Below are 26,763 nucleotides of genomic sequence, written 5' to 3' on the forward strand. Positions count from 1 at the left end.
CACACCGGAATTCCTCCAGCAGATGTCTGAAGGCGTCGATATCCTGGACACGACCACTCTTCCCTGCAAAGTGGAACAGGTGAACAAATATGAATTCGAGATCATCCTGACCCAGGGGCTGAACCGACAGATCCGCCGCATGTGTGAGGCTTTAGGGTATAACGTGTACCGCCTTCAACGGCTTCAGATCATGAACATCCACTTAGGCAAACTGCCAGTCGGCCAGTGGCGCTATTTATCCAAGAAAGAGAAAAGACAGCTCTTCAAAGAATTGCACTATACTCCTAGAGAATGGTAAATCCGTTATGTAAGGCCCATCACCGACTGCATTCAAATGACGCAGTCGGTGATGGGCTGTTTTTATACTGCCTCTATTAGAAATCGTCACGCGCCTGGCGCAGTTCTTTAAAGGCTTCCAGCGTTTCCGCCTGAAGGAAAAGATTGATGTCTTTTTCTCTGCCTATGGTCGACGGCAGGGTCGGACGTTCTTCTTTTCTTAGGCGTTTCACCTCATCCAAAGCATCGGAAATAGCTTGGTTCTCCGGCTCTATCGACTGAGCAAAGGTCAGATTTTTCTCTGTATATTCATGACTGGCATAGACCTTCACTTTGTCATCCAGCGCCTTGAACTTCTCTAAGGCCGCAAACTGGGCCTGATAATCTTTCGTAAAGACCCGGCCGCATCCACCTGAGAACAAGGCGTCGCCACAGAAAAGAGCGTCATTATTCATCACTAAACTGATATGCCCATTGGTATGTCCCGCCGTTACCATTACTTGGAATTGCTGTCCTAAGAGTTCAACGGTGTCCCCGCCCTTTAGTGTCTCTGTGTTCAGATCAGCCGTTTCTTCCGGTCCGTATACGGGCGTTTCTGGAAAACGAGCTAAAATCCTGTTTACCCCTCCTGTATGGTCCTCATGGTCATGCGTCAGAATAATGGCATTTAAATAGAGCTGTTTTTCTTTCAGAAATTTAAGTACCCCTTCAGCTTCGCCGGGATCGACGACGATGGCCTTGTTATTTTCCTCGATGACCCAGATATAATTGTCAAATAAAGCCTTGATTGGATGAATAGTCATATAAAACACTCCTCGCTAAAAAATAGATCGATCTGTCTTTATTCAGTATAGCAGATTTTCAAGCCAATCTAACTTATCGAGTACCACAGCAGCTGATGAGAATAAAAAATACTTTGATGTTCAAAATAAATCTGTTTTCTGCTATTATGGACTTACAACAAATTAACAGGGGGAAAATAAGCATGGTGGAATTTGAACAAAAACTTCGAGGAAACATTGCAGTCAGTGTCAACCCGCTTGGACGCAAACAGCAAGTCTTGAATCACATCGATCACGTAAAAAGTAAAGGGACATTTGAAGGGCCGAAAAAAGTCCTCATCATCGGAGCCTCATCCAGCTACGGTTTAGCGACACGGATCAGTCTGGCTTTCGGTGCCGGTGCAGATACGATCGGTGTCTCCTATGAAAAAGGACCAAAGAGCGAACGCAACCTCGGAACAGCAGGCTGGTACAACAATATCGCCTTTAAAGAAGCCGCTGGAAAAGAGGGTCTGATCGCCAAAAACTTCGTGCAGGACGCCTTCAGCACAGAAACCAAACAAGAAGTCATCGACTATATCAAAAACGAATTCGGCGGAAAAGTCGACCTCGTGGTTTACAGTCTGGCAAGCGGCAGACGGACCGATCCAGAAACGGGCGAAACGTACACGTCATCGATCAAAGCCATCGGTGAGCCGGTCGTCGGCCCGAACATCAATATGCAAAAGGAAGACTATTACACAGAAACTCTGGAACCTGCAACAGAACAGGAAATTGAAGATACGATTAAAGTCATGGGCGGCGAAGACTGGGAACTCTGGTTGAAAGCCTTGAAAGAAGCCGACGTATTGACAGAAGGTGTTCTGACAACGAACTATTCTTATTTAGGTTCAGAATTGAATCATCCTTACTACGGTCACGGCACGCTCGGCCGCGCTAAAGCCGACTGTGATGAAAAAGCAGACACGATCAACGAACTGCTGGCAGACATCAACGGCAAGGCCCAGATCGTCGTGGCTACAGCCGTGACGACGAAAGCCAGTTCAGTCATCCCCTTCTTTCCGGTCTACTGCATCGGTTTGTATAAAGTGATGTCGGAAAAAGGGACCCACGAGACACCGATCATGCATATGGACCGTATTTACCGTGACATGATCTACGGTGACAAGCCTGAGTATGACGAAGAGGGACGTCTGCGCCCGGACAGCTGGGAACTGGACAGCGATACACAGGCACAGACAAAAGCACTGATCGGTGAACTCAACGAAGAGAACTTCAATACCGATCTGACTGCCTACGCTCTCTTTTATAAAGAATTCTCCAACCTCAGCGGCTTCATGGTCGATGGCTTTGTTGAAAAAGAGGTCACGATTGACGAGCTGAAAGCAATGGAATACTGATCGACATAAATAAAAAAAGGTTATGGCGGATAAAGCCATAACCTTTTTTCTGTTTTCACTAGTGATTTTTTATTCATCTCTCTCGTAAAAGCGACTGTTCTTCTGGATCTTCAGGAGTATTCAGAAAAACATCGGTCACTTCTTAAGTTAACTGATAAACGTAAGAAGTGAGAGCACTTTTTGGTGAAACTTCAGAAGTTACGCTGCCTATCTTCAGAAGTTTCCTGTGTTTTTGTCCCAACTTCTGAAGATCAGCCTGCTTATCGGTTTTAATGTGCAAAAAAACCAGGCAACTTCTATCATCTCCAAGAAGTTGCCCGGTTTTTTACACTTCGAAAGAGGCGTCCAGTGTTTACCCTTAATACAGATCAGCTCAAAGATGCCACTGATAGCTCTTTATATCCACATGGTCCATATTCTTCATGGACACGCCCTCGGCTTCCAGGAGCTGTTTCTGTTCGCTCCAGCCGGGCACCAATCGTCCGGCATGATTCACTACTCTGTGACACGGGTAGCTGCCATAGAACTCAGCCATACTCAACACGCGGCCGACCAGCCGGGCATTGCGTTCTCTGCCGATCAGTCTGGCGATCTGTCCATAAGTCGCCACTTTCCCTTCAGGTATCTCTTCGACGACTGACAAGATTTCGTAAATCAATGCATCATCCAGTACACGGTTCATTACTTACTTTCCTTTCACTTTTCACGATAGATCAATAACTCGTTTCCCAAAAGTCTAATGATTTTTTCTAAATCTACAGCCTTGATGACCATCGTCTGATCCGGCCGGGCAGGCGCAAAGACCAGTTTTTCCTGCTCAAATAACTCCGCATCCACGATCATTGGTATGGACGCTTCATAGCCCAGTGGTGTCACGGCCCCCGGTTTCTGACCAGTGACTTCTTCCATTTCGTCCGGCTTTACAATGGACACTTTCTCCCCTGCCACTTTTTTCAACTGTTTAAAATCAGTACTCTTTGTCGTAAAGGTCACGATGGAATAGTACTGTCCGGATTTCCCTTTCAGAAAGAGCGCTTTGGTTTCCGTCCCTGTAAATCCTTTTTCTTCTTTCATGAGCACGGCAGCTTCATTAGTATAGATCGGATCATGGTCGTACAGTTCAAAATCAATGTGATGCTTGTTAAAAAACGCTTTAAGATCGACGAGCATTTCAGTCAGTCCTCCTCTGAGCAATTTTAAAAAAGAATACCCATTCATCATGATTATTAAGAGTTCTGAATCCTGCGCTTTCTTTTAGTCTCTTGTTTTTAGTATACTCTGCTTCCTTCTTAAATCAAAGATATCGACAGAGACTTTTTATCATCTTTCTGATCATCACATGAGATAAAAAAGCCCTCCAGGAATTATCCTGAAGGACGCGTATCGATCAACTTTTATATCGTTTCTTTTTCCATAAAGAACAAGGACAAGCCGCCCAGACCGACATGTGTTCCAACAGCCACACCCATCTGCATGATGTGCATGTCTCCAATAAAATCTGTTTTCAGCTTGATTTTTTCTTTCAGCTGCTCTGCAATGCTCTTGTCGTTAGAATTCCCGATAATGATGAACGTGGTCCACTCCGGGTCAATGCGTTTTTGAAATTCTTCAACATAATAGTTCAGCGCCTTCTTCGTGCCTCTTGCTTTGGCTACGATGGCACCTTTCGTGTCTTTCATGGACATGATCGGTTTCACACGAAGGAGACTGCCGATAAAGGCACCGGTATTCGAGATACGTCCGCTTTTCGTTAAATTGTGCAGATCTTCCACACATAAGAAGTGTTTCACGTGTTTTTTATGCGTTTCATTGAAAGCAACCAGTTCGTCGAATGAATACCCTTCTTCAAGCAGCTGGGCAGACTTCATGATCAGCCAGCCGCTTCCATGACTCATTGACCAGGAATCGACGATATGGATCTTCACGCCTGTCTCTGCATGTTTATCGTAAAAGGACTCCCTTGCGATCTCAGCTGCCTGGTAAGAGGCGCTTGTGCCGCTGGACATGCAGATACACAAAAATTCGCTGTAGCCTTCCGTCATCGCTTCTTCAATAATATTCAAGTAAGCCTCGGGACTCGGTGCGCCCGTCTTGGGCAGCTCTTCCATGTCAGGCAGACGTTCAAAAAACTCATCTGATGTTAAATCTATTTTATCGCGATAGTGGACGCCTTCAATTTCAATATTCAAAGGTGCAATGCCGATATTATAACGCTCCACGATTTCCTGCGATAAATCGCACGTTGAATCAGCCATTAGTTTAATCATTTTAAATTCCCCCACTATTTGATCCCACAATAAAAATTTTCGGGAACTAGTGCCTAGTATACTTTATTTCCAGGTATTATCCTACTAAAACTTGTAATCGGTTTAGTCGTTAAATAATATCCAGCCAAAGATCGACTAAGATTTTATCGCCCGGTTTTTTATTCAAGGTTTCTCGAATCTCTTTATTGATGGAAATGAGGTAATCTTCATCTTTTCTCGGAGCCAGATTATGCTTCTTCAGCTCATAGTCATCCAGGGTCCCGCTCACCTTCATCCTGCCCCACTGTCCGTTGAGTCCTTGGGTATCCGGGATTTGAATGAAGTAGGTCCAGGCACCAAAGTCATCTCTGTGCTGGAGCTCAAGTTCTTTGTGGTCAACTAAATGAATCATATCTGCTCCTCCTGTAAGTTATGTCGCTCGCCCGTTCAGTCTGCTTACTTGCGTGCTTTACGGACTTTCAATGTTTTGTTTTTAACTGTGCGGTTCTGCATCTCAGAAATCACGTAAGGGCCTTTGCCATTCAGTATCTCGACATACGTGACATTTTCCTGGATCGTGATGATCCCGATGTCTTCGGCTAAAACGTCTTTGATACTCGTTAAGGTCCCCACAAAATCGACGGCGCGCAGCTTTTTCTTCTTACCGCCGTTGAAGTAAACCTTGGTGATGTCCTTGTTCAATTCCTTGTTGCGGGCGACTTTTGGTTTGACCCGAGCGTTTATTTTCTTATCAAAGGCAGCTTTCGTGCGGTTCACTAGACGTTCGTTAGGGGCAAACACTTCCGTCAACTCCTGGCTGTCACTGAAGGCAAAGTCACGGACTTCCCGCCAGCGTCTCTGGTCCCCTTCGCTTACCATTGTTAAAGCCAGCCCCGTCTTCCCGGCACGACCTGTCCGACCTGTCCGGTGGGTGTAGCTTTCTTTTTCAAAAGGCACGTCAAAGTTTACGACGTGAGTCAGATTGTCGATATCGATCCCGCGGGCAGCCACGTCAGTTGCCACCAGATAACGGAGATTCCCTTTTCGGAAGTCATCCATGACGACTAGACGGTCCCGTTGGTCCATCCCGCCATGCAGCTTGTCACTCGGCAGGCCGGCTTTGTTTAAGTGCTTCTCTACGGCATCCACGGTGTCTTTCGTATTACAGAAGATGATGCAGGCATCCGGATTCTCAACAGTCAAAAGATCCAGCAGACGTTTTTCCTTGTCTGCTTCGTCCACATTGATATAGGCATGCAAGATCTTAGGAGTGTTTGCCGCTGACTGCTCCATTTTGACCGAAGCCCGGTCAGCATTCATGTAAAAACTGGCTAGCTGTTCGATCTGCTCTGGCATAGTGGCAGAAAACAGCATCGTCTGGCGTTCTTTCGGTAAGTAGTCAATAATATTTTCTACCTGATCGATGAAGCCCATATTGAGCATTTCATCTGCTTCGTCTAACACGAGACTGCTGACTTTATCGACGACCAGTGTGCCTTCTTTTAAATGCTCCAGCATCCGGCCCGGCGTACCAACCACGATGTGACTTTTCTGCTTGAGTTCAGATTTCTGTGTTTTAAAAGAGGCCTTCCCGAATACCGCCGTCACCTTTATCCGCTTTAACCGTCCAACGTTCATGATGTCGTCCTTGACCTGCAGCGCCAGCTCTCTCGTCGGGACCAAAATCAAGGCTTGCGGTTTATTTTCTTCCCACTCAACCTGTTCACAAAGCGGTATCCCAAAGGCCACGGTCTTCCCGCTGCCTGTCTGTGACTCCACTAGAACGTCCTGTTTCTCTAAAGCCAACGGAATAACTGCTTCCTGTACCGCCGTCGGATTGTAGTAACGCAAACTCGTCAATGCTTTCACTATCTCGGGACTGATCCCGAACGTTTCAAATGATGTAGTAATAATAGTTTCCTGCTTTCTTTAAGTTCGTTTAGTTATTATAACAGAATTTTCACACTAAATTTTCAAAACAGCCCTATTTAAATAGAGAGTGGGAAATGCTTTGTCACAAAATCCAAAAAATTTCTGCTTTTCTCTATCCTTTTAATCTAATCGCTACTCTATCATCAGTCTTAAACCCTTTTTCTCCTAAATATTAAGAATAAAAAGTTAAGAAGCAATTGAGTACTTATCCTGAAGAAAATGGCACCGTACACTGGGCTAATTCTTTTTTACGAATCTTCACTAAAATAAATTGGAGTACATCATTCTGCTCATTACACATTGATTTCTTTTGACAAATCTGTACGGATTAAATATAGTTGTTAGATATAGCAGTTTCTTATCTGCGAAGAATCACGTTATACAACATACCAACGACATCAAGTTATACAATTTTGAACTGGAGGAAAACAGTTGAAAAGACTTTTATTTATCCTGATAATTTACTTAACTTATATCAGTCTTGGACTTCCTGATTCTCTTTTGGGCGTAACCTGGCCCGAGATGATGAAAGATTTCCCTGTACAGCAGAGCGCAGCAGGAATTATATCAATGACTGTATCTTCCTTTGGTATTTTGTCCAGTATCAAGACTTCCAAGATTACTAACCGGCTGGGCATCGGGCGTCTAATCCTTACGAGTGTACTTTTAACCTCACTCGGCCTCGCAGGTTTTTCATTGTCTCAACACTTTTTCTTCTTGCTGATTGCTTCTGTCCCATTGGGTCTAGGTGCTGGTGCGATTGACACCTCTTTAAATAATTATGTATCAGTCAATCTTAAAGCTTATCACATGAACTGGCTCCACGCTTTCTGGGGAGTAGGTGCCACTGCAGGACCTTTGATCATGGGGTTCACACTGAGAAGTCAGTTTTCCTGGCGAACAGGATATGCCATCATCGGGGGAATTCAGTTAATGATTGCCATCGTTCTTTATTACTCCTTACCTATGTGGAAACATGGAAGAGCTTTTCAGTTACAAGAGAATAACATTTCAGTTTCTCCTGATTTGCTCATAAAGAATAAGGGCATTATTTATGCTCTACTTTCTTTCTTGATCTATGTAGCACTGGAAGGCACTGTCTTTCTTTGGGGAAGCAGCTACCTGATCAGAGCGAAGAGTTTAACTCCTGCTACTGCCAGTTTTATTTTATCTATATTTTTTATTAGTCTGACGCTTGGGCGAGTCGTTTCAGGTTTCGTGACCTTGTGGCTGTCCAATCAAAAAATATTATACTTAAGCATGGCCTTGCTGATGCTGGGAATAGGTGCCACTGCATTAGGTACACATATTCTTCTCTATCTTGGATTAAGTCTTATTGGCTTGGGCTGTGCCGCCATCTTTCCTACGATGATGCATGAAACACCCCGACGTTTCGGCGAACAGCTTTCTAGCAGTATCATTGGTCTGGAGATCGCTGCCGGATCCATCGGAATTATAACCGTTCCGCCCTTATTCGGTATTGTTTTTCAAGCAGTCAGTATGACACTATTCCCAGTTTTTCTGGCTATACTGACCCTCATTCTCTTTATACTGACACGAATGATTGATAGAAAACATCCTTTGTAAACATATCATTCACTATACTTTTACCTATTGATCTATTAGAACACAACTGAAAATATCGGAGGCTAAAAAATATCCCTCTATAACTTTTTCATGCTAGAATAAAGATAAGAAATTTTTGGAGGATGATAGTATGAACCAAGAACTTGTTGAGATTTGCCTGCGTGTGAGAGATATTGATGCAACATTAGACTTCTATACCAATCTATTTGATTTTGAAGTTGCAAGCCATAGAAAATTCCCAGAAAATAAATTTGATTTAATTTATCTGAACTCACCTGGTTCTTCTGTACAGATCGAACTAACTTACAATTACGATGCTGAGCCATATGAGATAGGAAATGGCTTCAGTCATTTAGGTGTCACTGTCGATGACTTAGAAGACATGCACGAAACATGTAAAGCTTCTGCTTACAAGACAGGCGAGTTAAAAGGACTGTCCGGCGGCACACCGAGCTATTTTTTTGTGACCGACCCTGATGGGTATCGTATTGAAGTTAAACGCAGAAAATAATATTTCGAAAAGTTTATATGAAAGCATGTTGGTTTTCCAACATGCTTTCATTTTTTTGTGAAAAACCCATTACTTAGGGTACGATTCTCCGCATTGTGTTTAAATGAGGCTTTGAACAGCACTGAATTAGTCACACGGAACGTAATTAAACATAATATATCTATTCTTAATTCTTTAAAATTTACTTATTTGAAGCTTTCAATAATCTCATAAAACTCTTCTTTGCTCATATTCTTATACATTCTTTTTACAACTGTCCTTCTAAATACTGTAACTCTTCTGTAAGACAGCTTACAAACCTTAACAGTTTCCCATCTATGCAGCATTCGGATTTTTTTATTTTTAGGTTCCTTAAACTTCATTATAATAAATAATTCTTGATATTTTGAGTAAAGAGCATAACTATACGATATTGGAATGAAGAGTAACGCTAAAACTATCGGAATAGAAAAAGTTATTAATAAATCTATACTCCCCATATCAGTATAATTAGCAAATGCATTCTTCATTGTAAGTACTAAAACTGTAAGACCAATAAAAGTAATAGCAATTGATGTTATTTTTTTTATTATTGAATATTCTTCTTTTAAACCTGCTACAGTATCTAACAAAACTAAAAAAGTTATACTAGGGACTAGTATCAGTTCAATAATGATATGAAAAGTAAATGTACTTAATAAAAATTCTAGGATTACGATAAATTTTAAGTTACTTTTTAAGATATTTGCAAAATAATGATCATCATTTTTAATTATAATGGCTCCAAAGCACATTGGAATTCCACTAAAAACTATCCAAAAAATAACTTCTTTTAAATATTTCCAATTCCAGAATGAATATTGAGAGGCTACTATTATCCAAAAGGAGGAATAGAATATTATAATAACTACCAGAGTGATTATTTGCTTGTTAACAGAAATTTTTAATAATTTTAAAGCTGAACTCCTTATTTTGGGTATTAGAAACACGAAAACACAAAGTATGATTAACCAAATTATACTTGCTACTTCTCGACTTGAAAACAAGTTCATAATTAATGCTTCCCCTCCCCATTAAAACTTCATTTATATTAATAATACTAATACTTCTAAACTATTAGTATTTAATAATAATGAATTGCAGTAGAATATTATTTAAACTTTTAAATAACCCCATCTACTTAGAATACGGTTCTGCGTATCACTAACCAATGCGGTTTTTTTATATCATCTATTACGTTACTGATATCCTATCACGAATAGATGCATTATAGTAAAGGGTATCCGTATTCCTTTATTAACTAGATTAATAAGCTATATTGTACTAGAAAAGCCAACTTAGAAAAGCTGGCTTTTTTGTACTACTTTACTGTAATTTAGATTTTGAGTTATAGTTGTCCTTTATAGACAAGACTACACCACTCTCCCTATTGTCCATGAAAAACTGCTTTGGTAAATCGGTTACTTGAGACAAAAATTCTAGATTGAGATATAGATTATATTTCTCAGCTAGTTCGTCCCTTATCTCAGCACCGGTCCTAACATTATTATCATCTAATAATTTCATCGCTTGTCTTATTGCAACCGGCTTATTCACCTTAGTTTCTTTGTCAAATGGTTCTAATTTTCTATAGCCTTTATAGCTCATGTGTTTAAATAAGCTTTGTTTTTCTATACTGGTAATTAAACCTAGTTGGTAACTTCTCATAATCATACTTGAAACAGAGACATTCCACCTTTTTTTAAGAATTAAAAAACTTTCAAAGTGTGTACCTGTATTTTCAACATCTTTAGTGAATCTTTCAGCTGGCATAAGCAGGCAAGAAGCAAAATTATTTGCATCTTGTTCCATGAGTTTGTACTCGTCTTTTTCTAGTTCCTGTGGATCCATACCCTCATGTAGAATCCAGTGACCTATCTCATGTGCTATACTGAACTGCTGTCTGAAGAATGTACCTTCTGAGGGTATTGAAATCACAAAATAGTTATTATCTCCTATTGAGTATCTACTACTGAATGCATCTACTTTCTCAGAAAATCCATTATTGTTTATCACTGTTATTCCTAATAGTTCTGCAAATTCAACCATATTCTCAATTGGTTGATCGTTATAGTCAAGTAATTCTCTTACATGTTGTGCTATTTTTTCAATATCATTTAATGTCAAATTGCTGCTTTGTAAATCTATACTTTCCGTAATGCTATCAGTATTTTTTAAATCTGGAAAATCCACATATTGATTTAGATACTCTTTAATGATTAATGCATACTTTAACCAGTATGTTGCAGGTTCTTTTTCCTTCTGAGTTGATGTAAGATATGATCTAAAATAAAGACCATTTGAAGCTATACTGCTATTATCTTCTGTCATGAAGAACTCTGTGGGAAATTTAAGTAAGTTACTTATTTTAAATAGTGTCTCTTTAGATGGTTGACTATTTAAATTCTCATATTTGGACACCATTTGTTTAGAGACTTCTAACTCTTTAGAAAGAGCTGTTATGGTATATTGATTAAATAGTCTAGCCTCTTTTAGCCTCTTCCCATTAAAAATCCTTTGCATTTCCTACACCTCAATTATTTTTTAAAGATACAATCTGTTTTTCTTGTTTCTTCAATTTATCTACTGTTGTACTTTCTGTAGAGTCATTTTTTACTTTATCAGTTGTATCAACTTCAAAGGTAGAATCTATTAGATCTGAATAATTTTCAAACTCTATTAAATCATAATTAGAAGTAAAACGATACATGCTAAATTGCTCTTGACCGTATGTATCTGAAAAAGTATAAACATACGTTTTTTTTGCAGTAATTTCGTAGTCATTCATCATCTTTATAAATAGTTCTTCAGTTAACCCAACTTCCGAGCTATCTCCTAAGTCCAGTGAGGTTTGCAGTGCCTCTTCTTTGTTGAGAACAGATAATATAGACATATAGTGTGTTGGACTTTTTTCCTTTAGTACCTTTTGGAGGTTTTTTTCAGACAAAAACAACGATATTTCTTCATTTTTCTCGTCAACAAGCGCCACTAATTCCCACAAACTTCCCCTGCTAATCGTTACAAAATCCATTCCGTTCCTAATAGCAACATTCCTTATTTTTGTGTACCTCACATCCCAATTATAGACAGGCCTAGAGTTCACTGTAGCTGGATTACCAGCGGAATCTATTGCATATGCCAATTGCTCTTTACTATCCTGATCTTTGACCGATAAGATATTGGCTAATTCTTTTAAGATTTTTTCTTCCATCAAAATACCTCCTTTTGTAGTTACATATTATATTAGACTATTTTTGTATTTTGTCAACCATAATAGTAAAATAACCGTTTCCGTTAAACCGATTTCCTACTAAACATTTACTCTCACCTCGTTTATAGTTTAGCAAGTAATTACAGTTAAATAATTAACCGGTTTTCCTTCAAAGATAGAAAAGGGCCAACAGCGTTTGAATCCGCTGTTGACTCTTTATTATTGTATTCATTTAGTTTATCTACGACTGACTGACTGATTGAACCTCATTCATTTATGATACGGTTCTCCGTATCATTTTACGGTGATAAATTTTATCAGGGTGTAAAATTAAGTAAGATGCTATACTTTCGAATTTAACATCTAACTATTAGTAAAAGAAACTATTCGCATACATTTAATTTCTATTTTAAATCATTAATTAATGTCTCTAGCACGCTATCGTGAATAGTAACTTCAGCATCTTGATCGAAATAATATGAAACCATTCTTATTCCATTACGATCCAATCTATTATAATAATAACAAGCATTTACTTGGGTTTTTGGACTTGGCATGAGCTTAATAAATGGCAGTAATTTAAGTGGGTCATAACCATCTTCCTCAAGTAGATATAAGTTCTCAATATCTAGTCCATTTGAAACTTCAATACTCTTTTCAACAAATGTATTTCTAGTTCCTTTTACTAACCTACAATTACAATTATAGAAACCAGAACTAAAATGTCCATTTCCTGGTTGAATTAGCTGGTATCCTTCGTATATATCACCAATTACTTTTCTTAATGCATTTAGCTCTCTTTCTAGCAACATCAGTCTATTCTTGACATCTCCCTCACTTTCAACTCCTCCGTGACCTTTCCAATCATTTCTGTAGCTTCTAGTTCTATCTAATATTTTATATACTTCCTTGGATGATATTATTTCAATAAAACTTTTTCTTTTTTGTTGAAATAATCGTAAACATTGATCAGGGTATTTGTCCATTAATTTTCTAAGCTTCTTAGCTAGCTTTTCTCCAATATGAACCCATGTTCCAAATGTTGCATTGGCTAATCTATCGGCATCTATTTCATAAATATACTCTTTATCTATAATTTCACCATTTTTTGCATAGGCACTCATCATTAATACAACTTGAAATTGAGCGAATGCTTCAAAAAAATGTAGCAAAAATTCTTTCTTTGAGAATACATCAGTTTTAGCATAGTATTTATACAGAATAGATGCTAGAGGAAAAGGTAATGTTTCTATCCATTCTGTAACTCCATCTTCTCTGTTTAATTTTTCTAATCGTTTATTTAAATGCTCATGGCTATTGGGATAGTTCCATGCTTTGCTTTCAATACTGAATAATTCATTTCTTAATTCATCTACCTTTGATTGAATATCTAATATTTCTTGTTGTATACTCTTTTCAGGAAGATATAAATTAGCCGATTCTAAAGTACTTTTATTAATTTTTCCTACGTAGGCTCCACTCGTTAAGCTATCTCTAAGAATCAGACCTACTTCTGTATTGAACCACTTTGCCAGATAAATAGAGTTTATACTATCTTTTAGTACAATTTGAAAATAATTATGAGTTTTATTTTTCATTTCACTTTGATCATTGACTGCATCAGAACGACCAATATTAGGCAAATATACTGAATTAGCATGTTCTTTAAATTGACCAATTTCTTTTTTTACGCTATTTATTTGTAATGCAATATCAGTAATTGGCACTTCTATTAAATTAGCTTTTTTAACAAACCTCTCTATTTCTAACTCTTTTTCCAACTTTCCATAAGATGAGAAGGACTTATGATCTACTAGCTTTCCATTTGTTAGAACTTTACTATCTTTTCTATTATTCCATCCTGATATTACTTGTTCTAAATTCTCATTTTTTAATTCACTAATAAATAAGTCCCCGTACTCTTTTTTACTCAATACTATTAAATATGTTCCTATATTTGTGTTGACATGAGTTCCTGGAGGCAAATAAAAAGCTGCATCTAAAAAAATACCCTTGTCTTCTAATATTGGCAAAATGGAGTTCCTCAATTTTCTATTAAAAAAATTATGATTAACAACAAAAAACATTCGACCGGATTCTCTTAATTTATAGGACGCTTTCAATATTAATAAATGAGCTAGTTCTGCTCGAATTTTTTTGTTATTTACTGTTGTTTCAGCTTTTATCCCCATTGGAGGAAAGCTACATATCAAATCAAACTTAAATTCCTTCATTTTTTCTAATTCAATTAAAGGATCACCAATAATGCTTTGATATTTATTATCTTTCAACATCATGCCTGTTATAGTAGCCCATTTATCATTATTACTAATCAATACACTACTATCAGTATTTATTGATACTTCCCCTAACAACTCCCCATATATATTCCATGGTATTAGCACATCACTCTTATTTGTAATTACTTTTTTCATAAATTCAGAAACTATTTTAGGTGTGATTCCATGACTATATTTATTATGCTTTTTAAGTATTTCGCGAATATCGTCATAGCTTAAATCAATATGTTTTTCGAGCCCACGTTGAATCATTTCATCTTGATTATTAATTTTTTTACCCGAATAATAATCAGTACTCTCATATAATTGCTTTAATTTATTATTCATTTTTTACCTCCTATATGAATTTAATTAAAATACCATTTCTTCATGACTAATAGTTAATTAGTTAACAAATTTCATCTGAGTTAATAATCAGATTTTATACTATCGGTTCACTCATGTTATTCTTCTTTTTCTAGTGCTTCTTTTATTTTTTGGCCATTATCTTTTAATTTCAGTAATTCTGGTTTAGTTTCTAACTTTTCACTTACCTTATTTTTTCTCATAAAAACACCTACATCAACTTGTGAGAACCCCTGAGATATTAAATGCCTTTTTAACACTTTATAACAATACTGAATTTTTTCATATCGAAGCCACATTGCAGCATCATCCATACTTATATGCCAATACTTGTTCAAGAGCTCTATGATTTTTCTGTCTTCGACACCTGCATCATATAAACTAACTATATTCCTTTGCAGACCAGCATCTAAACCTTGAATATGTGCATCTAGTTCTCTCTCACTCATTACTTCTCTAACGCTTTCTATCACAATATTAGACAGATCTCTTCCATAGCTCTTAAAACGTTCTATACTTGAAGTGTCATCATTATTATTCATTTTAATCTCCTTTTCGAATGTTTAGTCATTTTTAGAATACCGAATGTTTTTCTTGATACGTCTCCCATAAAAAATATACTATTGTCGTAGATGTTCCTACTGCCAGTCGAGCATATCTAGGTGGTAAAGAAACAAACGTTTTTGCTTTGCCATGCCCATCACCGAAAGTATTCCTTAATTCTGCCATATTCTGTGGAATTGCATTTAAATTTCCTAATATTTTGGCTGCAATCTTCCCAGACTCTTTTTCTTTTTCCTGTGTATTAGCTGTTAGTCCCAACTCTTTCATTACTAATTTCAAAAGTGGGGTAAACTCCATTTTTCTATCATATTCACTACCTAGTTCGTCTAATATTGTTTTTGCACATGATTCCATTAATTCCTTAGCTTTGCCAATAGCTACATTCGGATTTGACTCAATATTTTCTAACATTATAGAAACCTGAGAATCGATATATTCAGAACTAAACTTTACTTTTAATTCTTCAGTGTAATCTTCTATCAATCCTCCATTTGTGATTGAAACAATCTCATAAACAGGTCTACCGCTAAATTCTTTGGTTACTCTCAATTCCATTTTGTCAAATTTTAATATTTCATTGATCTGATTTAAATAGCTTCTCCATTCCGATACCTCATCCCTAACTAACGGGTGAAATATGTTATTAATGAACTTTACAAATAAATCATTATCATTAGTTAGATTTAATATCTCATTATCAAAGACCCAATCGAGCTCCCAATCATCATTATTTATAGTGTGTTGTCTTATGTCCTGTTTCATATTGCTAAATCTAGAATCAGATGAAGGCAACTCATCTAGATTAACTATTCTGTTAAGAAAAGCTATTTCACTATATTTACCAAAATACTGAAATTCCCGCTCATATAAACCAACTCTTAATAAATCAAAAATATCTCTTTTCGATAAATCAGAGATTATTAGTTTTCCTTCTTGTGTTCCATTCAACACATCAAGCCTCCTTAATTGACAAGCTAATCATATTCATCTTAAAAAATCCCCATACCCGTACTTATAGCAGGATATGGAGATTTACTTTTTTATTACATTTTCGCCATCTGCCTACCATCCCAATGTTCTGCTTGTTTAATAACCAGTTGAATGGCTTCTTTATAGTTACCTGGATATTTGTATTTCTTCAGCAATCTCTTAATAGTGCGATATACGTTCGCTCGTCCGGATTCTCTCATCATCCAGTCGGAGGTCATTTCTTCTGATATTGATTCAGCTAATTCTTTGGTTAATTCAATCAGCTGATCATCTGTATAGAAATCCTGAACATTTTTTGGATTACTTATGGCATGATAGAAAGCCATTTCTGCACGAGATAAGCCTAAGCTTTTATGCTCTTCTTCCAATGCCAAGGCTTCTTTTGCTAACTTAACAAGCTCTTCTCTTGTGTTCTGCACATTCGTAGCTTTATATTCATCATAATCTTCATTTAATGTATCTGCAAAGCCTGCAAAACGGTCCAGCGATTCTGCATTGTCTACTAAACCTTCTCGATATTTTTTCATAATTCGACGAAGACGCTCAGAAAATTCTGATCCTTTAACTACATCTGTACGTAAGATAGAACGTATCTCATCAGTTAATAATTTATTTAATAACTCAACAGATAAGTTCTTCTGTTCCAACTTCTCAATCTTTTCTAAAAAGTTAGGATCAAACAGACTAAAGCCACGTTCAAAGTCTTGAAATAGATTTATTACACCTTCACTTTGTATCGATTGGTGTAAGAGCTCGCTAATCTGTTTATTGATTTCTTTCCGTGACAGTTTCGTATTTGTACTGGTGATTCTATTGAGACTGATGCGGATAGCTTCGATATAAGCAGCTTCCCTTTGTTCTTTCTCGGATGTCACAGATGAACATAGAGTATGCGCTTGCTTTAATTGATAGGATTGATCCTTAAAATCTTTTTGTTTCTCTACGTTCATGCTTAACATATGATTGATACCCTCACGAATAAGGTCTGCCATATCAGCATCCGTCGTCTCTTTTGAGTATATTCGAGAATAGCTAAAGCTGTTAAAGAAAACATTTCGACATACTTCTAGTTTTTCTTGAAACTTGGGATATGCAGAATCTCGGATATTGGCATTATAAATCGCTTCTTGGTCAGCTTTAGTATAGTCGCTCATTGCCTCTTTCAAGGCTTTGCCAATACCTATATAGTCAACAATCAACCCGCCTTCTTTTTCTTCAAAGACTCGGTTCACTCGTGCTATTGCCTGCATCAAGTTGTGACTTTTCATTGGTTTATATACATACATCGTGGATAAACTAGGGACATCAAACCCAGTTAACCACATATCAACCACTATAGCGATTTTCATTGGGTCATTGTTGTCTTTAAACTTACGAGCTAGTTCATCTCGATCAGCTTTTGTACCAATGACTTCCTTCCACTCTTCAGGGTCATTGTTATTGCCGGTCATGACGACTTCAACTTTATCCTGCCAGTCTGGACGTAATTCGATCATACGCCGGTACAGTTTCATAGCTATACGGCGATTATAGGCAACCACCATCGCTTTCCCTGTTAACAACTCTGCTCTGTTACCCTCGTAGTGCTCAAGAATGTCTGTTACTAACGTGTCAATCGCTTGGTCAGAACCTAATAGAACTTCTAAGCGGCTCAGTTCTTGCTTGCTTTTTTCAATTTCAGATTCTTCAGCCAAATCAGCCAGTTCATCATACTTTGCATCGATTTGTTTCAATACCTCATCATTTAAATTTAGATTAATGACTCTGTTTTCATAATAAATAGGCTTTGTTGCACCATCTTCTACTGATTGAGACATATCATAAACGTCAATATAGCTCCCAAAGACCTCCTGGGTGTCTTTGTCATTTTCAGTAAGCGGCGTTCCTGTAAAGCCGACATAAGTGGCTTTTGGTAACGACTCACGAACGATACGTGCCATACCACGCTGTATTTTACCATCTCGAGATACCTTTTCTCTTAACCCGTATTGTGAACGGTGGGCTTCATCCGCCATTACAATCACATCTTGTCGGTTCGTTAATGGTTCTTCCGATTCAGCAAACTTTTGCATCGTTGAAAAGAAAATCCCATTTGATTTCCGATCATTTAGTAATTCTTTTAAATGACTTCGAGAATTCGCTTGAATAGGTGTTTGTCTTAAAAATTCTTGCACACGTGAAAACTGCCCATAGAGCTGATCATCCAAATCATTTCTATCTGTGAGCACCACAAATGTTGGCTGGTCTAAGGCTCGCGTCACTAGCTGCGTGTAAAAGACCATTGACAATGATTTTCCGGACCCTTGAGTATGCCAAAATACGCCTCCACGTCCATCTCCATCTTCTATAGCTTGAAGTGTGGAGTAGACAGCTTTATGTACCGCAAAATATTGATGGTATTGCCCCATTATTTTCACAGTAGAGCCTTCTATATGTTCAAATAAAATAAAGTTTTTCAAAATATCAAGCAATCGATCCTTTTGTAGTATACCTTCAAGTAATGTACTGTAATCCGCAAATCGAGTACTTTCATAGTTCCCATCCGTTGTCTTCCATTCTTTATACCAGGATTCATTAGATGTAATCGTTCCTACTTTAGTATGAGTAAAATCCGAAATGATATTAAATGCATTATAGACAAAGAGTTCTTCTATATCATATTGATAATTTTTGATTTGTCTGTAAGCACTGGATATGTCTGCTTGAGTTGTTGTAGCGGATTTTAATTCAATCACTACAATAGGAAGTCCGTTTAGGAAAATGACGATGTCAGGGCGTTTTTGTTCTTTACCAATCACTGTATATTGGTTACTAACCATAAAACTGTTTCTATCAATATCCATGTAGTCTACTAAATGGACACGTGTTGTTTTTTGTTTGCCTTCCTGATAATGACTAACTTCTATACCATTTTGTAGATAGTCAAAAAAGTGTTCATTCCGGCTTTCTAATAGACCAGCATCAATATGTCGGATATGATAAAGCGCTCGATCGATTACATCCATAGATGCCTCTGGGTTTATATTAACTAAACTATTTTTCAACATTTTCTCTGCAATAGGTGTCTTATAGTTTGGACGAATGATTTCTTGGTTCGGAATAAAATGATAACCTAGATTCTGAACTTCTTTTAGAAAAACTTTCTCTAGCCCTTCTTCTAGAAATTTGACTTCTGCCATTGTTTCACCTCCTATATGAGATTGAATATCAATGTACTCTATTCTGTTTCAACTGCTTCTTCTATTCGGATTTCTCCTGACATGAGTTTGGGTAGAAGTGTATCGCGAAGTTCTTCTAATTTTTTATTTTGAACACCTAAATTAATTATTTTCGATACAATCGGATTCATAACTTTGTCCATCTCACCTAAGGTTACGTCATCAGGTATAAGAACTTTTGCCTCTTTTAAATGAGATCTTTTGATGTGCCCCATAGTTGTGGCTCTATCTCTAGCGATTGCAACAAATTGATTCAGGAAAAACTTTGTCCAATAATAATAAAACCACTTATTGTATTTATTTGAAGATACTTTAAATAAATGTTGATTGAGTCCTGCAGTACCACCTGTCCATACTTCAACAAGTAGAGAACCAGACCAAGAGAAGATAATATCACCGTTTTCTATCAGTACTTCTTTTGGTATATCGACAGCACATCTGTCACTACTCGAATCCGTTTTATTAGCTCTGAGTTCTTTAATCTTTAATACGGGTAAAGAATCTTGTTTAGTTTCAGGTCGAAATTTTTGCATTGCTATACCATTTTTGAACGTAGCAATATTCTCTAGACTGTTTACTTGCCATCCTTTTGGGAGTCTGCCCAACTCTGAGTCTACAAATTCCTCGTCTTTACGCGCTTCAAAATCTATAAACCACGACTTAAAAATCGCTTGCGCTTGTTCTTCAAGGATAGTAATCATAGTGTTGTTTTTCTTTACTTTATTCTCCAAAGAATCTAATATTTCTACTATTCTTTTTTGTTCCCCCATTGATGGTAGGAGAATCTTCATAGAACTAAACATTTTTTGGTTAATATTTGGACGAGTACTACCTGTGGCTATGGAGTCTACCCAATTTTTGTAGTCAGACGAAATCGTAAAATACCTCATGAATCTCGGATCGACAATTATCGGATTTAATTTATATCTTATTAAAAAACCTGCCACTATTAAAGGTTCTACAGTTTCCTCGTATACATAACTTCTACCTGCACTTGCCCCAGTTCTAGCAAAAACTATATCATTTTTTTCAAGTAAATATTTCTCATATTGGTTTGCATTTACACTAACCGATACTTTACCATCATTTTTTAAAAAACCATCATCAGTTATATCAGTTATTCGAAGATACCTTGGTAAGTCTGATTGATATGGAATAGATGATTCAGCAATTCCATACTGACCTTTTCTCAAACAAATTTCTTCAAGAGTATATTCTCTCCAATTTTCATTATTATACATTAAATCCAATCCCACCTAACTGTTCTCTTATCTCCTCTTCTAATTTGTGAGATTCTTTAAGTAGGTTCCCTAGTTCTGCTGTTAAACTTTCCATCTTTTCTTCGAAAGGTATTCCATCATCTTCAATTTCTTCTGAACCAACATAACGTCCAGGAGTTAAAACAAAATTATTTTGTTCAATTTCTTTTATATCTGCTTCGTGAGCATAACCAGGTTTTTCTACGTCTTCATCCCTTACAAAATCATGGTATACTTTAGAAATAGCATCTATATCATCAATAGATAGCTCTCTATGAGCTCGGGTTACCTTATACCCAAGACTACGTGCATCGATAAAAAGTGTTTTACTTTTACGTTTTTTATTTTTATTGATAATCCAAAGTGATACAGGGATAGGCGTAGAGTAAAAAAGCTGTCCCGGCATTGAAATAACCGCTTCTACTAAATCATTTTTGATAATATTTGCGCGGATGTCCCCTTCTCTACCAGTTGATGATAAAGACCCATTCGCAAGAACAAGCCCTAATTTACCATTCGGAGCCAAATGATAAATCATATGCTGCATCCAAGCAAAGTTGGCATTTCCTTCTGGTGGCGTGCCATATTGCCAACGCACATCTTCAGCTAGTTTATCTCCCCCCCAGTCACTCATGTTAAATGGTGGATTGGCTAGTATATAGTCTGCACGCATGCTTTGATGTTGATTATTGTAGAACGTATCCGCAGCTCCTTGACCCAAATCACCTTCTATACCATGGATCGCTAGATTCATTTGTGCCAGCTTCCATGTATTGGCATTAGCTTCTTGTCCGTAGATTGACAACTCATTTATACGACCTTGATGGCGTTCCACAAATTCTGCTGATTGGACGAACATTCCACCTGCACCACAGCATGGGTCATAGACTCTTCCTTCATAAGGTTCAAGTATTTCTACAAGTGTCCGAACAATACTTGATGGCGTGTAGAATTCTCCAGCATTTTTACCTTCTAAACTTGCAAATTGAGCAATCGCATATTCATACGTTCGACCTAAAATATCTTTCGAATTACCATGTTCCTTTAATTTTAAATTGTTGAATAAATCAACTACTTCTCCTAACCGACGTTTGTCAAGTTCGGGACGAGCATAGTTTTTAGGAAGAATACCACGTAAGCGATCATTTTCTTCTTCGATTAAAATCATTGCCTGGTCAATAACTTGTCCTATTTCAGGTTCAGTCGCATGTTTGGCTATGTAGCCCCATCGTGCTTTTTCAGGTACAAAGAAGATATTTTCAGCGAGGTATTCATCTCGATCTTCCTCAAAGCCATCGCCTTCTTCAAGAAGTCCATTGTAACGCTCCTCAAAACTGTCTGAAATATATTTTAAGAAAATCAAACCTAGAACGATATTTTTGTACTCTGCAGCATCAATGTTTCCTCTTAACTTGTCAGCTGCTTTAAAAATTTCTTTTTCAAATCCTAAATCTGCACTATTTACTTTTTCTGCCAATGAAATCGCTCTCCTTCAAAATACTTATCATCATTATAGCACAGGCTATCCTGGTATTTAATTCATTCTCTAGTTTTATTATATTTAAGCATAAGTAAAATCGTTATAATCAATTTCTCAAACATATATTATAACTTTGATTTCACAAATATAGTAAGGAGGAATATCATACTTAAACAGTCAGGTTTTCATCCCCCATCGACAAATGTCGATGGGGGTATTTTTTCGCCAATGCTTACTCGCGGCACTTAAAACTTAAGGAGGATAAACATGGATTACATTCCATTCATTAAACTAAAGCAAGAAGTCGTTCATGAAACATCAATCGAAAGTAAAAAGCTCACATCAGCAATTACTGTTGCCAATTACGCTCAAGAACTTATTGGTAACTGTGACAGAGAGACGGTAATCGTGTTTGGTCTAGGTACAAAATCGGATATTAATTTTATTTCGACTGTGTCAGTTGGATCTTTAAATACTTCAATCGTGCATCCTCGGGAGATATTTAAAGCAAGCATTGCTTCAAACTGCGCTCGCCTGATCATTGCTCATAATCATCCCTCTGGAGATATCAGTCCGTCAGATGCTGATCATAACTTTACTCGTAGGATTTGCGAAGCCGGTGAACTGCTTGGTATAGAAGTATTAGATCATGTCATTGTATCTCCTACTGAGTATTATTCTTTCGCAGAATACGGACACATCAAAAGGGAGGCATAGCTTATGGACTATTCTGAACTTGCTCTCGACATGCTGAGCAAACACTTAGGAGAGCCAATAACTCTAGAAGACGCTGGTTACGAATCATATAGCTTTGAAGTCGTTGAACTAGATATGTCAATCATTCCGATGAGTTATCAATCATACCTTTCAAGGTTTCAAGACGTCATGACTCATTTGTATGTATATAAAGAGCTTGTAGTATATATACTATATCCATTAACCGATTCAGCTTCAGATCCGAAATTGGTTGGCTTGCTTTACGAGGATAAACTGCTTGACTACCGCATTATTACAGGAGGTATTTAAATGTTCACACCTATTCTCATTCTAGAAATTATTGCATTGGTTGCTACTTCTGCTGCTAGAGAATTAAAAAAGAAAAAATAATCTAAGGAGTCTGATATATATGGTAAAAGAATTATCTGCAAGCATGACAACAAAAGTTATCGAAGAAGATTCAGGCACACATCGTTACGTATTAGAACGGTCGTGGAATAAAAAAGGAAAAGCCAAAATGGCCACTGTTATCACACTGTATCCTAGTACGAGTGAGCTTATATTGACCGATACCACGACAATGCTAATTACGAACAACATTTACAAACTTGGTTATGACGGCTTTTTTTCTGTAAACCTATATTCTAAAGTGAACCTTCCCGTTTCCCCGTCATATTAAAGTAATGAACAGCATACTGAGAAATAAGTATGCTGTTCAAATTTTTATTTTTAAATAGGTTAAATTTCTAAATATAAGATCATGTAAGATCAGTTATTGATAGTACGAAAAATACACGTGCATTCTTTTTTATTTCAGGTTAAGCTGCTACTAGCCCATCGTAATGGATCATAGCCACTTCCATTATTTCTTCTTCATCTGGTAGTTCTCGTTTTAAGTATACTTGTTCTACAAAGTTGAGAAAATGTTCATGGATATAGTCACGGGAATTATTTGAAGCATACATAGTTTTTAATAAATTATCAAACTTTTTATTTAAGAATGTTTTTTCTAAGATATCTTTGAATTCTTCTTCAGACAGCGAACTCATCATAACTGTTTCGATGAACTCTTCTTTTGCGACTCTAATCATCTTAACTGCGTCATCTTCTATAAAGTTGTCCATTAGTTTCCTAGCTGATATCGCTCCAATAGATCCGCCTACAACCGTTCCTATAACGTTACCCACTACTGGAACGACAGAACCTACTGCGTTACCAATCACTGCTCCTGAGGCCATTCCTGCGCCAGTCGATAGCGTATTTTTCACTAATTGCTCCATTGACAATCGTCCTCGTAAGCAATCTGTCAGATCTGGGCCTACTGTGATAGCAACTGTAATAATTCCCATTGCTCCTTTCGTAACAGCTTGTGTTTTAGCTTTGTTTGTCATTTGTTTTTTAACAAATGTTTTTGCGAATAAGTTTCCTGCTGCCTTACCCATCTTACTTCCTGCAAACTGTGATGATACCATATATATGACTCCACCAGTCAATGTTGGTTTTGCAGCTGAAATAACTGAATTTTTCAATGCTGTTTTCTTATCTGTCCCTTGCCAGACACTATTACAATAAACCCATAAGCCTGAAACTACACCAAACGGTAATGCAGCAGTTGCTCCGGTTAAAAAATCTCCTCCTGCTGACCAAATCATTTTTTCTCCTAAAGTGACATCTCTATATACTGTTTTATTATTCTTATCTTTAACCGCAATTTTAGATTTTCGATCAAAAATTGATTTAGTAGCAATTCGAGAGTGTTCGTATGTTAGAGCTCCTTTTTTAACATAATTTTCTGCGTTATGTGGATTATTTTCGTTTGGTACTTGACCTAATTCTATTCTTTCCGCCATTTTCTTCAAAGCAGTTTCATATTGGTCTTTAGGAACTTCAATTTTCATCATAGATCCATCGGTATTTAAGTATTTAGCACCTATACCCTTATCATCAAAGCATTGTCCTATAGATTTTCCTGCTGTTTTACAATACTTTGTCTGAATATTCTCTCCGTTGACTACTCGATCTGCACCGTATTTCTCATGACTTGATCCTAACTTTTCTGTACTTTTAAAACGAAGCTTGTCGTAAACATCTCCATACTGTTCTCCGACATGACCATGTCCTTGACCCTTACCAAATCGATCGTTTATCTGATTCTGATTTAACTCAGACCTTATAGAACCTAGACTTCCTGCCACAGATGCATAAGTGGTCTGTTTGTTACCTATGTCTACATTTTTATTTCTTTTTGCCTTCTCAACTGCTAGATCCACATCATTTATTCTTCTATAATACTCTTCAACATCTGTATCAATTATTTCCAATTCTTCTTCAGTTACCCCATTATTAAATATGACATCCTCTACATGGGCTGTCCAACCAGACTCAATAGCCAACTGAAACACACTACTAATAAATTGTAATTCTTCAGGATTAAGTTTTATAGTATTCTTAGTACGATCCGCATAGTAAACTGTAAGGGAATCAATTGTAGTTTTATACCGGTAGACTTTGGAAAAAGGCAAATAGGATTTTTGATTGCTATACTCTTTTTTTCTACCCTCATGCGGGACTTCTATCTGTTTATTAACAATAACTCCTAATGAAGTAACTAAAAAACCATATTCTTGAAAAGACATTTCATTGTCAGCCGGACTGGCATCAAAAAAGATGTTGGATACGTATTCCATATCAATGTCTGCATCAGTTTCTGAGCTAAAATATTTTGCTCGATTGTATGGAATGTCTTCATGATATCGGACGTTACCTATATCACATTTTTCCAATAATAAATTCGAAAATTCGAAAGATGAAATAAACGGGAAGTCAGTGTTTTCCCATTCTTCTATGTATTTACCTTCTGTATCCCTTTTTAAAAAGAAGTAAACTATCGCTACAATAATTATGAATGTGAATAGGGAACCCAGACCCTCGTACATCAATAGGGAATATACAAATTCTAAAATACCAGTTATGAAATTTATGCCTATGATACCTAGAAAAAAGGAACCTATAGTCTGACGCCAACTAAAATTGTATTTCTCTCTCACAATCCAAGCAATTACACTTGCAATAATAATCTCCAAATAAAAAACCTCCTTTTATTTATACAGTCAACCCACATTTGAAATCGCTTACTAATTATTATTGATTGTCTGATATATATATTTATAATAATCTCTGTTCTCTTAATTGTAAATGAAAATCATGTAAACTTGTGATTTTTATTGTGAATTTCTACTTTTAGTAAAGTTTGATATTATTCGTTTTACCCGATTCCCCGATGTATTAAGACAAAGAACAGCATACTTAAACTATATAAGCATGCTGTTCTTCTAGTTAAAGAAACTAGTGAAACTAACTTTCTGTCCTAACTTAATAAACTTTAGATATAGAGATAAAGCAATGATAAACATGGACCGAACCGTACAGACTATAAATTCTTATCATCATTTATGATACGGTTCATTCCGCATAATCCGAAAGGCACGGTAGATTTGCTCGACTAGTATCAATCGCATGAGCTGGTGGGGGTAGGTCATTTTTCCGAATGAGATGGTGGTGTCGCTGCGGTCCATGACCGCCTGGCTCAATCCTAATGAGCCGCCGATGACAAAGACGATCTTACTTTTCCCGTGGATCATGAGCTGTTCGATTTCTTTGGCGAAGGATTCTGAGGTGCGTTCTTTGGACTGGATAGCCAAGGTGAAGACGTAGGCCTGGTCAGGAATTTTTGCCAGTAGACGCTCGCCTTCTTTTTCCTTCACCTGTTCCATCTCGGCTTCACTTAGGTTTTCGGGGGCTTTTTCATCCGGCACTTCGATGACTTTGATTTTTGTGTAGGCGCCTAAACGCTTGGTGTATTCATCGATGCCTTTTTTCAGGTACTTTTCTTTCAACTTTCCGACTGACAATATTGTGATATCCATT

At 37.2% G+C, this 26,763-nt stretch carries 24 protein-coding genes; 7 read left to right on the forward strand and 17 right to left on the reverse strand.

Features of this window, described 5'->3' with window-relative positions:
* Window positions 1-298: pseudouridine synthase family protein (locus tag BMX84_RS08235; protein WP_486187450.1), on the forward strand; the 298-nt coding region annotated here is incomplete at its 5' end.
* A gap of 76 nt (window positions 299-374) precedes the next feature.
* On the opposite strand, the gene gloB is transcribed toward BMX84_RS08235, so the two are convergent.
* Window positions 375-1,079, reverse strand: coding sequence for a hydroxyacylglutathione hydrolase (gene gloB, locus BMX84_RS08240; RefSeq protein WP_091488781.1), 705 nt, complete (start codon window positions 1,077-1,079; stop codon window positions 375-377).
* Between the two features lie 182 nt (window positions 1,080-1,261).
* Here gloB and fabV point away from each other — a divergent pair, with 182 nt between their 5' ends.
* A complete protein-coding gene (gene fabV, locus BMX84_RS08245; RefSeq protein WP_177165516.1) occupies window positions 1,262-2,458 on the forward strand; it encodes an enoyl-ACP reductase FabV in 1,197 nt (398 codons plus the stop codon).
* Between the two features lie 373 nt (window positions 2,459-2,831).
* Here the strand turns inward: fabV and BMX84_RS08250 are convergent, their stop codons facing one another.
* The 5 genes from BMX84_RS08250 to BMX84_RS08270 all read right to left on the reverse strand — a co-directional run bounded on the left by BMX84_RS08250 (window position 2,832) and on the right by BMX84_RS08270 (window position 6,573).
* Window positions 2,832-3,140, reverse strand: a complete 309-nt coding sequence (locus BMX84_RS08250) for an MGMT family protein (protein WP_091488788.1) — start codon at window positions 3,138-3,140, stop codon at window positions 2,832-2,834.
* A 14-nt stretch (window positions 3,141-3,154) separates the two neighbouring features.
* A complete protein-coding gene (locus BMX84_RS08255) occupies window positions 3,155-3,628 on the reverse strand; it encodes a YbaK/EbsC family protein (protein ID WP_091488790.1) in 474 nt (157 codons plus the stop codon).
* Window positions 3,629-3,852: 224 nt separating this feature from the next.
* Window positions 3,853-4,725, reverse strand: coding sequence for a DegV family protein (locus BMX84_RS08260; RefSeq protein ID WP_091488792.1), 873 nt, complete (start codon window positions 4,723-4,725; stop codon window positions 3,853-3,855).
* 109 nt (window positions 4,726-4,834) lie between these two features.
* Entirely contained in the window at window positions 4,835-5,116 is a 282-nt protein-coding gene (locus BMX84_RS08265) for a DUF1905 domain-containing protein (protein ID WP_091488794.1), read from the reverse strand.
* A 44-nt stretch (window positions 5,117-5,160) separates the two neighbouring features.
* Window positions 5,161-6,573, reverse strand: coding sequence for a DEAD/DEAH box helicase (locus BMX84_RS08270; RefSeq protein ID WP_281282297.1), 1,413 nt, complete (start codon window positions 6,571-6,573; stop codon window positions 5,161-5,163).
* Window positions 6,574-7,068: 495 nt separating this feature from the next.
* Here BMX84_RS08270 and BMX84_RS08275 point away from each other — a divergent pair, with 495 nt between their 5' ends.
* Window positions 7,069-8,223 (forward strand): MFS transporter, encoded by a 1,155-nt coding sequence (locus BMX84_RS08275; protein ID WP_218142362.1) that lies wholly within the window; start codon window positions 7,069-7,071, stop codon window positions 8,221-8,223.
* Between the two features lie 130 nt (window positions 8,224-8,353).
* On the forward strand, window positions 8,354-8,734 hold the full coding sequence (gloA, locus tag BMX84_RS08280; protein ID WP_091488798.1) for a lactoylglutathione lyase: 381 nt from the start codon (window positions 8,354-8,356) through the stop codon (window positions 8,732-8,734).
* Between the two features lie 185 nt (window positions 8,735-8,919).
* Here gloA and BMX84_RS08285 read toward each other — a convergent pair whose 3' ends face one another.
* The 9 genes from BMX84_RS08285 to BMX84_RS08325 form a co-directional block, all read right to left on the reverse strand.
* Window positions 8,920-9,765 carry a hypothetical protein gene (locus BMX84_RS08285; RefSeq protein ID WP_091488800.1) on the reverse strand — a complete coding sequence of 282 codons (846 nt, stop codon included), beginning with the start codon at window positions 9,763-9,765 and terminating at the stop codon, window positions 8,920-8,922.
* Between the two features lie 313 nt (window positions 9,766-10,078).
* Complete coding sequence (locus BMX84_RS08290; RefSeq protein WP_091488802.1) at window positions 10,079-11,275, reverse strand: helix-turn-helix domain-containing protein; 1,197 nt, start codon at window positions 11,273-11,275, stop codon at window positions 10,079-10,081.
* Window positions 11,276-11,285: 10 nt separating this feature from the next.
* A complete protein-coding gene (locus BMX84_RS08295) occupies window positions 11,286-11,963 on the reverse strand; it encodes a DUF5986 family protein (protein ID WP_091488804.1) in 678 nt (225 codons plus the stop codon).
* Between the two features lie 404 nt (window positions 11,964-12,367).
* Window positions 12,368-14,590: an N-6 DNA methylase gene (locus BMX84_RS08300; RefSeq protein WP_091488805.1), complete on the reverse strand. Its 2,223-nt coding sequence runs from the start codon at window positions 14,588-14,590 to the stop codon at window positions 12,368-12,370.
* Between the two features lie 116 nt (window positions 14,591-14,706).
* On the reverse strand, window positions 14,707-15,150 hold the full coding sequence (locus BMX84_RS08305) for a hypothetical protein (RefSeq protein WP_091488807.1): 444 nt from the start codon (window positions 15,148-15,150) through the stop codon (window positions 14,707-14,709).
* A gap of 31 nt (window positions 15,151-15,181) precedes the next feature.
* Entirely contained in the window at window positions 15,182-16,123 is a 942-nt protein-coding gene (locus tag BMX84_RS08310; protein WP_091488809.1) for an abortive infection family protein, read from the reverse strand.
* Between the two features lie 92 nt (window positions 16,124-16,215).
* On the reverse strand, window positions 16,216-19,341 hold the full coding sequence (locus BMX84_RS08315) for a type I restriction endonuclease subunit R (protein WP_091488810.1): 3,126 nt from the start codon (window positions 19,339-19,341) through the stop codon (window positions 16,216-16,218).
* Window positions 19,342-19,379: 38 nt separating this feature from the next.
* On the reverse strand, window positions 19,380-20,621 hold the full coding sequence (locus BMX84_RS08320) for a restriction endonuclease subunit S (RefSeq protein ID WP_091488812.1): 1,242 nt from the start codon (window positions 20,619-20,621) through the stop codon (window positions 19,380-19,382).
* Window positions 20,614-22,116, reverse strand: a complete 1,503-nt coding sequence (locus BMX84_RS08325; RefSeq protein WP_091488814.1) for a type I restriction-modification system subunit M — start codon at window positions 22,114-22,116, stop codon at window positions 20,614-20,616. The genes BMX84_RS08320 and BMX84_RS08325 overlap by 8 nt, the downstream gene beginning before the upstream one ends.
* A gap of 270 nt (window positions 22,117-22,386) precedes the next feature.
* Between BMX84_RS08325 and BMX84_RS08330 the strand changes: the two genes are divergently transcribed.
* The 3 genes from BMX84_RS08330 (at window position 22,387) to BMX84_RS08340 (ending at window position 23,515) form a co-directional block, all read left to right on the forward strand.
* Window positions 22,387-22,836, forward strand: a complete 450-nt coding sequence (locus tag BMX84_RS08330; RefSeq protein WP_091488816.1) for a JAB domain-containing protein — start codon at window positions 22,387-22,389, stop codon at window positions 22,834-22,836.
* A 3-nt stretch (window positions 22,837-22,839) separates the two neighbouring features.
* Window positions 22,840-23,145 carry a hypothetical protein gene (locus BMX84_RS08335; RefSeq protein WP_091488817.1) on the forward strand — a complete coding sequence of 102 codons (306 nt, stop codon included), beginning with the start codon at window positions 22,840-22,842 and terminating at the stop codon, window positions 23,143-23,145.
* 100 nt (window positions 23,146-23,245) lie between these two features.
* On the forward strand, window positions 23,246-23,515 hold the full coding sequence (locus BMX84_RS08340; protein ID WP_091488819.1) for a DUF1643 domain-containing protein: 270 nt from the start codon (window positions 23,246-23,248) through the stop codon (window positions 23,513-23,515).
* Between the two features lie 139 nt (window positions 23,516-23,654).
* On the opposite strand, the gene BMX84_RS08345 is transcribed toward BMX84_RS08340, so the two are convergent.
* A complete protein-coding gene (locus BMX84_RS08345) occupies window positions 23,655-25,919 on the reverse strand; it encodes a hypothetical protein (RefSeq protein ID WP_091488821.1) in 2,265 nt (754 codons plus the stop codon).
* Window positions 25,920-26,282: 363 nt separating this feature from the next.
* Window positions 26,283-26,762, reverse strand: coding sequence for a 23S rRNA (pseudouridine(1915)-N(3))-methyltransferase RlmH (gene rlmH / locus BMX84_RS08350; protein WP_091488823.1), 480 nt, complete (start codon window positions 26,760-26,762; stop codon window positions 26,283-26,285).
* Between the last annotated feature and the right edge of the window lies 1 nt (window position 26,763).

Origin of the sequence: Alkalibacterium putridalgicola (assembly GCF_900109825.1) — a bacterium.
Classification (GTDB): Bacteria; Bacillota; Bacilli; order Lactobacillales; family Carnobacteriaceae_A; genus Alkalibacterium; species Alkalibacterium putridalgicola.